Source organism: Vibrio sp. 10N.222.49.C12, assembly GCF_041475025.1.
Lineage (GTDB): Bacteria > Pseudomonadota > Gammaproteobacteria > Enterobacterales > Vibrionaceae > Vibrio > Vibrio crassostreae_C.
The window spans coordinates 95,859-107,340 of sequence record NZ_JBFRVF010000001.1 but is presented as its reverse complement, the minus strand read 5'-3'; the positions used below and the strand labels follow the sequence as shown (position 1 = coordinate 107,340).

The 11,482-nt window shown below is 44.5% G+C and carries 11 protein-coding genes; 4 read left to right on the top strand and 7 right to left on the bottom strand.

The window, feature by feature from the left end:
* Positions 1 to 76 precede the first annotated feature (76 nt).
* The gene (gene nspC / locus AB4583_RS00435; RefSeq protein WP_372116018.1) at positions 77 to 1,216 is read left to right on the top strand and encodes a carboxynorspermidine decarboxylase; all 1,140 of its coding nucleotides are present in this window, start codon (positions 77 to 79) and stop codon (positions 1,214 to 1,216) included.
* A gap of 73 nt (positions 1,217 to 1,289) precedes the next feature.
* Here the strand turns inward: nspC and AB4583_RS00430 are convergent, their stop codons facing one another.
* Both AB4583_RS00430 and AB4583_RS00425 read right to left on the bottom strand, forming a co-directional pair.
* Positions 1,290 to 1,802, bottom strand: a complete 513-nt coding sequence (locus AB4583_RS00430; RefSeq protein ID WP_017069174.1) for a glycine cleavage system protein R — start codon at positions 1,800 to 1,802, stop codon at positions 1,290 to 1,292.
* Positions 1,803 to 2,069: 267 nt separating this feature from the next.
* On the bottom strand, positions 2,070 to 2,978 hold the full coding sequence (locus tag AB4583_RS00425) for a DUF3943 domain-containing protein (RefSeq protein WP_017069173.1): 909 nt from the start codon (positions 2,976 to 2,978) through the stop codon (positions 2,070 to 2,072).
* Between the two features lie 210 nt (positions 2,979 to 3,188).
* Between AB4583_RS00425 and AB4583_RS00420 the strand changes: the two genes are divergently transcribed.
* Entirely contained in the window at positions 3,189 to 4,427 is a 1,239-nt protein-coding gene (locus AB4583_RS00420) for a CinA family nicotinamide mononucleotide deamidase-related protein (RefSeq protein ID WP_372116017.1), read from the top strand.
* Positions 4,428 to 4,601: 174 nt separating this feature from the next.
* On the opposite strand, the gene AB4583_RS00415 is transcribed toward AB4583_RS00420, so the two are convergent.
* The 3 genes from AB4583_RS00415 to AB4583_RS00405 are packed head-to-tail and all read right to left on the bottom strand — an operon-like array spanning position 4,602 to position 8,519.
* The gene (locus AB4583_RS00415) at positions 4,602 to 5,447 is read right to left on the bottom strand and encodes a DmsC/YnfH family molybdoenzyme membrane anchor subunit (protein ID WP_017060997.1); all 846 of its coding nucleotides are present in this window, start codon (positions 5,445 to 5,447) and stop codon (positions 4,602 to 4,604) included.
* Position 5,448: 1 nt separating this feature from the next.
* Positions 5,449 to 6,069 carry a DMSO/selenate family reductase complex B subunit gene (locus AB4583_RS00410; protein ID WP_004733360.1) on the bottom strand — a complete coding sequence of 207 codons (621 nt, stop codon included), beginning with the start codon at positions 6,067 to 6,069 and terminating at the stop codon, positions 5,449 to 5,451.
* Between the two features lie 11 nt (positions 6,070 to 6,080).
* On the bottom strand, positions 6,081 to 8,519 hold the full coding sequence (locus tag AB4583_RS00405; RefSeq protein ID WP_372116016.1) for a DmsA/YnfE/YnfF family dimethyl sulfoxide reductase: 2,439 nt from the start codon (positions 8,517 to 8,519) through the stop codon (positions 6,081 to 6,083).
* Between the two features lie 198 nt (positions 8,520 to 8,717).
* Between AB4583_RS00405 and AB4583_RS00400 the strand changes: the two genes are divergently transcribed.
* Both AB4583_RS00400 and napF read left to right on the top strand, forming a co-directional pair.
* Positions 8,718 to 9,284 carry a molecular chaperone gene (locus AB4583_RS00400; protein WP_017060995.1) on the top strand — a complete coding sequence of 189 codons (567 nt, stop codon included), beginning with the start codon at positions 8,718 to 8,720 and terminating at the stop codon, positions 9,282 to 9,284.
* Positions 9,284 to 9,799, top strand: coding sequence for a ferredoxin-type protein NapF (gene napF, locus AB4583_RS00395; RefSeq protein ID WP_017060994.1), 516 nt, complete (start codon positions 9,284 to 9,286; stop codon positions 9,797 to 9,799). The genes AB4583_RS00400 and napF overlap by 1 nt, the downstream gene beginning before the upstream one ends.
* A 172-nt stretch (positions 9,800 to 9,971) precedes the next feature.
* Here napF and yfaE read toward each other — a convergent pair whose 3' ends face one another.
* A complete protein-coding gene (gene yfaE, locus AB4583_RS00390; protein ID WP_010438115.1) occupies positions 9,972 to 10,250 on the bottom strand; it encodes a class I ribonucleotide reductase maintenance protein YfaE in 279 nt (92 codons plus the stop codon).
* The gene (gene nrdB / locus AB4583_RS00385) at positions 10,250 to 11,383 is read right to left on the bottom strand and encodes a class Ia ribonucleoside-diphosphate reductase subunit beta (protein ID WP_017063554.1); all 1,134 of its coding nucleotides are present in this window, start codon (positions 11,381 to 11,383) and stop codon (positions 10,250 to 10,252) included. The genes yfaE and nrdB overlap by 1 nt, the downstream gene beginning before the upstream one ends.
* Positions 11,384 to 11,482 lie beyond the last annotated feature (99 nt).

Sequence of the window (11,482 nt, the reverse complement as noted above, 5' to 3'; positions counted from 1 at the left end):
ACAAAATCAAAATAAATCACACCAAAATTGTTAATTTACCTTTCCATCTATAGATGCTGCTTGAGTGTTTACAAAAATGACGTTTAAGAAAGAAGAACTAAAAACCCCATATTTCATGATCAACGAAGACAAGTTGATTGCGAACTTAGAAAAAGCCAAGCAACTGAAAGAGATTTCAGGTGTGAAATTGGTACTTGCGCTTAAGTGCTTCTCGACTTGGGGCGTGTTTGACATCATCAAACCGTACCTAGACGGTACTACTAGTTCTGGCCCTTATGAAGTGAAATTAGGTCACGAAACTTTTGGCGGTGAAACTCATGCTTACAGTGTGGGCTACAGTGAAGATGACGTGAGAGAGGTTGCTGACATCTGCGACAAGATGATCTTCAACTCTCAAAGCCAACTTGCTGCTTACCGTCATATTGTTGAAGGTAAAGCTTCACTGGGTTTACGTTTAAATCCGGGCGTGAGCTGCGCAGGGCAAGACTTGGCGAATCCAGCACGTCAATTCTCGCGTTTGGGCGTGCAAGCTGACCACATCAAACCAGAAATTTTCGATGAGATTAATGGTGTGATGTTCCACATGAACTGTGAGAACAAAGACGTCGATGCGTTTATCGGCCTGCTTGATTCAATCTCAGAACAGTTTGGTGAGCACTTAGATAAGTTGGACTGGGTGAGCATGGGCGGAGGTGTGTTCTTCACATGGCCTGGCTATGACATCGAAAAACTCGGTCTTGCGCTGAAAGCCTTCTCTGAAAAGCACGGTGTGCAGATGTATCTTGAGCCGGGTGAAGCGATCATCACTAAAACAACCGACCTAGTTGTGACAGTGGTCGATATTGTTGAGAACGTGAAGAAAACAGCGATTGTGGATTCAGCGACTGAGGCGCACCGCCTTGACACGCTTATCTACAATGAGCCCGCATCAGTATTGGAAGCATCAGAAACAGGCAGCCATGACTACGTGATTGGTTCGTGTTCATGTCTTGCGGGCGATCAGTTCTGCGAAGCGAGCTTTGATGAGCCACTTAAGATTGGTCAAAAGCTGCATCTGTTAGACAGCGCGGGTTACACAATGGTGAAATTGAACTGGTTCAATGGCCTTAAAATGCCTTCAATCTACTGTGAACGTAGCAGTGGTGAAGTTCAGAAGCTAAATGAATTCGGCTATGAAGACTTCAAACGCTCATTATCACAATGGTCAGTTAAGTAACTGAATCACAAGTTCAGAGCAATACAAAGAGCAGCTAATGAGCTGCTCTTTTTTGTTCTTTAATTTTGTTTATTTAGCTTTCAATCATCACACGAGTATCTTCACTGAGCGTTTCGAGTTCATTAACTACGTCGTCGATCTGTACTTCGATTGGCAGCTTAACGGCGATTTTTGATGTGAATAGACTTGAGCTAACACCGCCGCCACCAGCGATAAAGACGCGGTGACAATCCATATCGAGAATACTGATTCCTTGTCTATCCAATACATGAGTCACTTCGTTGACGATACCTGCTCGGTCGTTAGAGTCGAGTCTCAAGTGATGGACCGTGTCTTGAACATTGTATGTATGATCGGAATCGACAAACTGCACGATGAGATCTGGATTGGCGCTGAACGCTTCTTTTACAATCGATTCGTTGATGGCTGGAAGTTGAACCTTTAGTACGCCTGCGACTTGGTCTTCAATAAAGTTCACTTTACTGATGAGCCATTTGCCGTCGTTTTCGTGAGTAACCGCAGCAAGCTGTTTGATTGTTGCCGGTGATGCTTTTCCGATAAAGTTTACGATAAATGTACTGTTCATATCAGCCCCCAAGGTTTCAATTATTCTTTGCTAATTAAATGTTTGATATCACGCGATAAAGTTCTTTAATTTCAGTGTAGAAGGTTACATCGAACAATGTTTGACCTAGGTCAATTTTTGAAACTAAGCTTCGATGCAAAAAAAGAGAATGAAGAGTAGGGCACAAAAAAAGCGGCTAGAGAGCCGCTTTTTAGAAGAGTTGTCACTGTGATTGATGATTCAGCAACTTATATTCAATAACTTATATTGAGTAGTACTAGAGACGAATTAGAACGTTACTTTGAAGTTCATACCAACAAACTGAGAGTCGTATGGTGCGCCAGCATCGTAAGCAAAACGTGCAGCGTCTTGGTTATCCCACCAAGGGTTAGTATTCAGGTTAACTTCTGCATCACCGCCCCATGCGTCACTTACCCAGTAGTGAATGTGTCCAACAGGGTTAAGGAAGAATAGCGACACATCACCCATGGTTTGAGAGCCCATCACTTCGCCACCTGAAGCAATGATATCCTGCTCTGCTTCTAGCATCATTTCACCGACAACCGCACCGAAGAAAGGTGTGATGAAGAGATCTTGCCATGAAGGTACTTCTGCAAACGCTTCTACGCCGTATTCCCAGAAGAACGTCGACATAGTCCAAGAGTATAAGAATGACTCAAACTCGTCGTAACCTGCGTGTCGAGCTGCGGTGTAGTAAACACCACCGAAATATGGGTGCATTACGTAGTTTAGGAAGTGTTCGTCACGGTCCCATGTTGGACCAGCAGAAACGTTATCTTTCCACTTTTTACCTAATGAGCTGATATCACGTTGGTCATCATCCCACTTAGTAATACTTTCAGGGAGCAGAGTCATTAGACCCACTGTCGCGACACTCAAGCCAAGAATGGTGTAGGTTTGACCCATTAGGTAATCCCAATCTTTCTCCTGACTCACCAACATGTGTTTTGGTTGTTGGATTGAGAAGTCGTACTCATCACTCGACTCGCTCAGTGCGTAATTGGTACTAGGCTTGTAGGTGTACAAGTTGTCATTAAAACAGTAATCTTGAGCACATTCATCCGAGTAAGAAAGGTTGATTGGCTGGTCGAAGTCGTATTGGCTTGCAACCGAGTTAACTGACATTAGCATTGAAAATGCGGCAGTAACCTTTGCTAGTAACGGTGATTTGGCCACAAGGGTCTCCATGACAAAGTTTGGAATTGATCAGGGTCACAATTATCTATTAAATGCCTGATTTAGGGAACTAATAATTTATAGCTTTTCCTAAGAAAACCTTAGGCTTAACATTATTAATATTAGTGAAAAGGCGAATTGCTCCAAATTCAACCATAGACCAGTTTGTAAATAATGCAGTGTCTTTTTATGACAACAAGGGATAGAAATATGACGAAAATCGCAATGTTAAGCACAGGTGAAGAAGTTCTTCATGGAGACATTGTAGATACAAACGCAGCTTGGATGTCTGCTGAGTTTTATCAGCATGGTTTTGCGCTTGCTAAGCGCTCAACTGTGGGTGATCAAATGAATGCTCTTGTTGAAGAACTGCTGATGCTGAGCTTTAACTATGATGTGGTTATCGTTAATGGTGGTTTAGGCCCGACAACCGATGATATGAGTGCTGCCGCCGCTGCAGCTGCTTCCGAGCAGAAACTCGTCATGTTCCCTGAATGGCTTGCTCGTATGGAAGAGATGTTCTCTGGACGTGGCATGCCAATGCCAGACAGCAACCTTAAACAAGCTTTGTTACCTGCGAGTTCAGAGATTGTCGATAACCCTGTAGGGACGGCTTGTGGCTTCAAACTGAAAATTAACGATGCGACTTTCTATTTCACGCCGGGTGTACCAAGTGAATTCAAGCGCATGGTGACGTTTGAGATTCTTCCTGACTTGTCGTGTACCTACCCTCAAGTGGTTGCCTCTGAATGCAGTCGACTGTTTACGTTTGGTTTGTCTGAGTCCGGTATCTCTGATGTTTTGGATCAACTAAAGCTGCCAGAAGGTTATGAACTTGGTTATCGCTCTTATCTGCCGTTCATTGAGGTCAAACTGTTTGGTCCTAAGGCAGACTTAGAAACTCGCGTTAAGCTTCTGCAGATGGTTTACAAGCTGCTAGAGAGTAATGTCGTTAGTGTTGATGAGCCGATGGTTGACCATATTGGACACATCATGGCGGAAAAAAAGAAGACGTTATCTGTGTCTGAAGTGTCGACCAAAGGTTCACTGTCAGCGTGGCTGCAATTGAATGAGCAGATAGAAGATTGCTTCGGACACTCATGGGTGATGGCTGAGCCAAAAGAGAGCGAACTTGAAAAGAGCGATCCATTAGCCGCGACCTTTGCGCTGGCTGGAGCAACAAGAGATAAGTGCGGAACTGAATTGGCTTTGGTGACTGGTAAGCTGGAAGGCAACACATTCAGCGTTGCATTGTCGACTGAAGCAGGCGAGTGGGGGCAGGTACTTGAGTTTTATCGTCAGTACTCGCGTGAAGACCAACGCAACGTGATTAAGACCGTTGCCGCCGATATGCTGAGAAGGCATTTAGATAACAAACCGATGTTTGGTACTTATTCTTCGGTTAAGCGATTAAAAGACATGTTTATTCCAGCGGCTATCATTAAGTAGCTATGTAAGCTAACGATGTAAGCGAACTCGCTAAGTCTGTATTAAAAACGCTAGAAAAAACGAAATAAAAAGGCCCAACATCTAAATAGGTGTTGGGCCTTTTGTTTATCTAGCCTTCTAGATAACCAAACAAGCAGCGATGTTTACACGCAACTCATGTCTGTAAGAACTCGATTACAAACCGCTTGTCATATGTAGGCTGTAGAACAAACCACGGCCGATTAACTCTGAAGCCAAGAACAATACTAGTGCTAAGCCAAGGTTAACTGGGTTCACTTTTGCTTTGTTCAGCATAGGTAGAATCCAAATCAACAAGCTTGCCATTAGCAGTGCCACTTGAAGAATCACATAGCTACCTAAACCATCGACTAACTCAGACGCTTTTGCCGCTGAAGTTTGGATGTCTCCGATTAGGTTCAGTTTTCCTACTGTCACAAGCAAGCTGATAGCAACAGCGATAACAGCCAACATGGTGATGTTACGGTCAACCGTAAAGCGGCTGTCGTTTGCGAATACAATCACGAACTGAGATAACAGCAAGCCACCCACAACCATCGTCATGATGAAGCTCAGTGGTGTGTAGATGTTGTCCCACGTCGGTACTGTGTTGATCATGTATACGTTGATCATCGCGTACATGAAGATAACACCCAGTACCATCGCGCCAACCATCAGTGCTTTCTGGATAGCAACGCCACCTTTCTTGACTACCGACAGTAACCATTGCAGGCCACCGACAGCGAAGAATGCCGCACCGAAGAACACTTCGTTAGACAACCAAGCCGAACCTAGCTGATTAAAAGCGTTAAACGCGCGCAGTGGAGAGCCAAGGTGCGTTGTCGAGAACATGAAGCCAAGCCCCATCAGTACCCATAGGATAAACATTGGAACCTTGTAGCTGTTCAGTTTCTCTTCGTCATGACCAAGTACCAGTGCACGTGCGCCAATCAGTAAGTAACCACCAACCGCAGTTTGCGCCAGCACCGTAAAGAAGATTAAAGACCACTCATGAAAAATCATCTTACACCTCCTTCGGGTTTGCTAGGTGACCGCTGGTATCGCCAGTCGGCTTCGCGTTTTTGTTCAGCTTAATCACGATGTTTGGTAGCGTTTCTGTTGAAGATGGCAGTGGAGCCACATCCGCACCAGAGCCGTACTTCTCGCGAAGTGTATTGATTTCACCAAACTCCAATGCACGAAGTGGGCAAGACTCAACACAGATAGGCTGTTTGCCTTCAGAAACACGTTGGTAACAACCATCGCATTTCGTCATATGACCTTTCTTAGCATTGTATTGTGGTGCGCCGTAAGGACACGCATTGCTACAGTGCTGACAACCAATACATACGCTCTCATCAACCACAACCAAACCGTCTTCATCACGTTTGTGCATTGCGCCCGAAGGACACACTTTCACACACGCTGGGTTAGTACAGTGGTTACAAGCGATAGATAGGTAGTAAGAAAAGACATCTTTCTGAACCCAGGTATCACCATCTTGAGTGAAGCCACCACCGGCATATTCGTATACGCGACGGTAGTTCGTTTTGATGTCTAGATCGTTATAATCTTTACAAGCAAGCTGACAGGTTTTACAACCCGTGCATTTACTTGAATCAATGTAAAAGCCGTATTGTTTCATTCCAACCTACCTTATGCTTTCTTTAGCGCTTTGATTTGAACTAGGTTTGTATGCTGAGGGTTACCCTTAGCAAGTGGGCTCGGGCGCTGAGTCGTCAGCACGTTGATAGAGCCTGCATGGTCGATCTTCTGACCATCTGGTGCGTACCATGCACCTTCGCCTAGTGCGACAACTCGAGGAAGAATCCTAGGTGTCACTTTCGCTGGAATATGTACTTCGCCACGGTCGTTGAAAATACTCACCATGTCGCCGCTTTCAATACCACGTTCTTTTGCATCGATTGGGTTGATCCACAACTCTTGCGGTGCTGCTGCTTTGATTTCTGCAACGTTGCCGTAAGTCGAGTGAGTACGAGCCTTGTAGTGGAAACCGGTTAGCTGAAGTGGGTACTTCTCTGCTAGTGGGTCGTTATGACCTTCGAAAGAGTCCGCGTAAATCGGAAGTGGGTGAATCACTTCGTCTTCTTTCAGCTTCCAAGTCTTCGCGATATCAGCCAGTTGCTCTGAGTAGATCTCGATCTTGCCACTTGGTGTGGTCAGTGGGTTCGCTTCAGGATCTTTACGGAAATCTTCATAAGCGATGTAGTGGTGGTCGTAGCTACGTTTGTAGATACCCAGCTCTTTCATCTCTTCGAAGGTTGGCAGTGTTGGATCGTTCTTACGAGTTTCTGCGTAAAGGTGCTCAATCCATTGCTCTTGAGTACGGCCTTCGGTGAACTCTTTTTCTACGCCCATTCGTTTCGCAAGCTGAGTACACATCTCGTAGATAGATTTCGCTTCAAACTGAGGCTCAATCGCTTTCTGCGCGTAGATGAAGTAAGGCATGTTCGCCGCTTTACCGTCCATACACCAGTCGTCTTGCTCAGACGTTGTTAAGTCTGGCAGGATGATATCGGCGTACTTCGCTGAAGACGTCATATGGTTATCAACCACGACAATCATTTCACACGCACTTTCATCTTGAAGAATCGCGTGAGTCTTGTTGATGTCTGAGTGTTGGTTAATGATGCAGTTACCTGCGTAGTTCCAGATCATCTTGATTGGGTTCTTAAGGCGTTCTGCACCGCGAACACCATCAGTGATGTCGGTCATTTCATGGTGACGGTAAATCGCGTCTGTCCACATGAACATTGAAATAGACGTTTCAATTGGGTTTGGCACAGTAGGGAAGCGCACAAATGGAATGTTGATGTCGCTTTCACGAGCGCCTGTTGAACCGCCTGATACGCCCACAGAACCAGTGAGCAGTGACAGCATCGCGATTGCACGACACGCTAGTTCACCGTTCGCAGTGCGTTGTAAGCCCCAACCTTGGTGAATCGCACATGGTTTCGCTGTGCCCATTTCACGGCCAAGCTTAACGATGGTGTCAACTGGAATACCGGTGATCTTAGAAGCCCATTCTGGTGTCTTCTCTACGCCATCTTCACCTAAACCTAGGATGTAAGATTTGTAGTCGCTGTTTTTAGGCGCTGATGCAGGAAGGGTCTTCTCATCGTAACCGACACAGTATTTGTCTAGGAACGGTTGGTCGACAAGGTCTTCAGTGATCATCACGTGTGCAAGACCCGCTACCAATGCCGCATCTGTAGAAGGACGAATTGGGATCCATTGATCTTCACGGCCACCGGCAGTATCGGTGTAGCGAGGGTCGATGATGATCGTTCTTGCGTTTGATTTGTTTTTGCTTTCAACGTAGTGGTGGATCTGGCCGCCACCAGACATACGTGTCTCAGCAGGGTTGTTACCAAACTGAATGTTAAGTTTAGTGTTCTCTAAATCAGAGAAAGAGTTGTTGTTTGCCCAACCGCCGTAGGTGTAGCTCAAGCCTTTCGTGATTTGCGCTGTTGAGTAGTCACCGTAATGGTTTAAGTAACCACCACTTAGGTTCATTAGACGAGCAATCAGCGTTTGAGCTGGTGGCCAAGATTTAGTAACCGTGCCGCCCAGCGTACCTGTACCGTAGTTTAGGTAGATAGTGTCGTTACCGTAGTCTTTGATAAGGCGTTGCATGGTGCCAGCGACTTCATCATAAGCCTCTTCCCAGCTAATACGCTTAAACTTACCTTCACCACGTTTACCCACACGTTTCATTGGGTACTTTAGGCGATCTGGGTTATAAACACGGCGGCGCATCGAGCGACCACGTAGACACGCACGAACTTGGTGATGACCGTATTCGTCAGTGCCTGTGTTGTCTGTTTCTACGTATTTGATTTCACCGTTTTGTACATGCATACGCAGTGGGCAGCGAGAGCCACAGTTTACTGTACATGCACTCCATACGATTTTCTCATCCACATTTTCAGCAACTGCAGCCGCTACTGGTTTGGATTTGAAAGGTAATGCAATACCGCCCGCAAGTGCAGCTGCACTACCTACTGCAGAGGAAGCTTTCATGAAGCCTCTTCGAGTAAGATTCATTACCCCAGATTCTTTCTTATTCGTCATTCTAAGATGCCTTTTGCTATTGATAGCTAGCACTTTATAGGTAGTTTGTTCTTTATGTATTTATTTCGAATTATTGATTGATTGGCATCAAATAAGTGTGGAATTTAAAGTTTATGAATTGAATGTATAAAATAGATCAAAGAATGAAATGAGTTAATTAATATAATTATCTTTAAACCTATAACGGTATAAATAATAATGATTATCGATACGCATAAATTGTTGGGTTCGCTATTTTATCAAGCGACAAGTAAAGAACAGTTAATCACCATTGTCGAAGCTTTGGTTGAGAGCGAAGTACTCTCTGAAGAATGCTTGCAGGCATTAAGAAGCGAAGACGAAGATGCGCTCGCAGCAGAGTTCAGCCGCCTGTTTGAAGGCGTTGGAGACATGCCAGCTCCGCCTTGGGGTTCTGTGTACCTAGATAAAGACCGCGTTGTGTTTGGTGCTTCTACGGTTGAGTATCGCCAGTTTTTAGAATTGAATCAGATTGAATTAGACACTGGGTTAAGAGAGCCGGAAGATCAATTTGGTTTAATGTTATTCGCTCATGCGTATTTGTTAGAAAATAATAATATTAATTCAGCCGGTGAATTACTTGAGGGTCACTTATTAACTTGGTCTTCTGTTTATTTAGAAAAACTAAATAAAGCATCAGAGTTATCTTTTTATAAAAAACTATCGGTTGATGTAATAGATTGGTTTAAGTACTTAATATCTGAATATAATTTAAACGTTGCTACTAAAAAGTTATATATCGACTAATGTCTGAACAAATAAATTCAAATAGACGCGGTTTCTTAACTCGACTTTCTAAACCGGTTAAAGCAGCCGCGAATTATGAAGAGATATCACAGCGCTTGCATGCAAGACCGCCAAGAGCGGTCGATGAGGTGCTGTTTGAGCGTCTTTGCGACGGTTGTGGATTGTGTGAACAATCGTGTCCAAATAGCGTTATTGAGATGCTAGAGGGCAGTGCGCTGCTGAATTTGGATTACAACAGTTGTTCTATGTGTAACAAATGCACTGAAGTGTGTCCGACCGGCGCACTTCATCCAACGGTCACGCCTTATATCGACCTCAAGCCGAGCTTTGCGGATAGCTGCAATAATTACATGCAAATGGACTGTTCAGCATGCCAAACGGCGTGTTCAGCTGGTGCAATACACATCGAAGTAGGAGAGTTGCCTACAGTGGACAAAGATAAGTGTAACGGCTGTGGAGAGTGCCGAAGCGCTTGTTATATTGGCTCTGTGACTCTTAACCTGACTCAGCAATAAACGTTTGGCTTTGTATGACACAAGCCAACAGGAAGATTTGGTTGAGTGATAGACGAGTCGCTTTAGATACCTAAAGACATAAATAGAAAAGGGTCCGCATTCCTAAAGGAAGCGGACCCTTTTTTGATTCTTATTGACGATATTCGAACAAAGTGACCTAAAGCCAGCTGGCTTATGCGCGTTTTTGCTTGTTTCTATGAATAACGTTACTCAGCGATAGCTCAGTCTTTGCTTTACAGATACAAGGCAATATCTCATTACCTTGCGTGTAAGCCATAGCAAAACCAACGTACTCGACCTCACCAGAATCCAACGTGCAGCGGCAAGCGCCACAGTGACCATCTCGGCAGTTGTATTCTGGCTCTAACCCAGCTTGTTCCATTGTTTCCAACAGAGTGTTTGAAGGGTTAGATTCAATTGAAGTCAGTTTGTTGATTTTGATTGTTGGCATTACAGCTCAAATCCTTCAAAGTCGTCAGCTTTTACTTCGTTGTCGATTTGGCCAACTAGGTAAGAACTGATTTCTGCTTCTTGTGGAGCAACTTGAACGTTATCTGAAGACAACCAAGCGTTGATCCATGGAATTGGGTTCGACGTTGCTGCTGGGTAAGCCGTACCTAGGCCAACAGCCTGCATACGGATGTTGGTAATGTACTCAACGTATTGGCAAAGAATGTCTTTGTTCAGACCAATCATAGAGCCATCTTTGAATAGGTATTCTGCCCACTCTTTCTCTTGCTCAGCCGCTTCTTTGAATAGGTCGAAACACTCTTGCTTACACTCTTCAGCGATCTGCATGAATTCAAAATCATCTTGACCATTGCGTAGCAAGTTGATCATGTGCTGTGTACCAGTAAGGTGAAGGGCTTCATCACGAGCGATTAGCTTGATGATCTTCGCGTTACCTTCCATTAGCTCACGCTCAGCGAATGCAAATGAACATGCGAAACTTACGTAGAAACGAATCGCTTCTAGTGCGTTTACAGACATTAGACATAGGTAAAGTTTCTTCTTCAGGTCGTGAAGTGAAATCTTGACGTCTTCGCCGTTGATGCTGTGGTTGCCTTCACCGTAGCGGTGGTAGTCAGCCGTTAGCTTGATTAGGTCGTCGTAGTAGAAAGCGATGTCTTTAGCACGCTTCAGAATCTCTTCATTTTCAACGATGTCGTCGAATACTACGCCTGGATCATTCACGATGTTACGGATGATGTGCGTGTAAGAACGAGAGTGAATCGTTTCAGAGAAAGACCAAGTTTCAATCCAAGTTTCAACTTCTGGTAGAGATACCAATGGAAGTAGGGCAACGTTAGGGCTGCGGCCTTGGATTGAATCTAGAAGCGTTTGGTACTTCAAGTTAGAGATGAAGATGTGCTTTTCATGCTCAGGAAGCTTGTTGTAGTCGATACGGTCGCTAGACACGTCTACTTCTTCTGGACGCCAGAAGAAAGAAAGCTGCTTCTCGATAAGCTTTTCGAAGATTTCGAATTTCTGTTGGTCGTAACGTGCAACGTTTACCGACTGACCCAAGAACATTGGTTCTTTTAGCTGGTCATTTTTTTGTTGAGAAAAAGTACTGTAAGCCATAAATGCCTCAAATCCTTTAAAGACCCGCAATAAAACGGACCCTGTTAATGCTTTAAACCCAGAGAAGATAACTTCTCTGGGGTCTTAATGTTTATTGCG